This is a genomic window from Oceanospirillum linum, from assembly GCF_001995095.2.
GTDB classification, from domain to species: domain Bacteria; phylum Pseudomonadota; class Gammaproteobacteria; order Pseudomonadales; family Halomonadaceae; genus Oceanospirillum; species Oceanospirillum linum.
Genome location: NZ_MTSD02000160.1, coordinates 1 through 416 on the forward strand (window position 1 = coordinate 1; position 416 = coordinate 416).

The 416-nt window shown below is 65.6% G+C and carries 1 protein-coding gene; it reads left to right on the plus strand.

The genetic code is table 11. From position 1 onward, the window contains the following. Positions 1-416 (plus strand): 5-oxoprolinase subunit C family protein (locus tag BTA35_RS17115; RefSeq protein WP_139363739.1); only part of this gene is annotated, 416 nt, incomplete at both ends.

Consider the following 416-nt stretch of genomic DNA (forward strand, 5'->3'; position numbering starts at 1 on the left):
GTCAAAACGTTCGGCGGCAGGACAAGGCAACAACCCCCGATGCCCCGGCTTTCGGCGTGAAGGCACCCGAGTGGTGCCGCTTCGCCGCGGCTGCCGCCGAACCTCATCGGTCCGACAAGTATTTGGGTAGTGCCGAGCGCGGAGAAGTGATCCGTGTGCTGCGCGGCCCCGAATACGATTCGTTCACCGAACAAGCGCGCACCGCGTTCTGGTCGGACCGATGGCGCATTACGCCGAACAGCAATCGGATGGGCTACCGGCTGGAGGGCAGCACCTTGGGCCGGGAGCACGAGTCCGAGCTGCTTTCGCATGCGGTGCTGCCCGGCACGATTCAGGTCCCGGGCAACGGCCAACCGATCGTCCTCATGGGCGATGCGCACACGACCGGCGGCTACCCCCGAATCGCCGTAGTCATC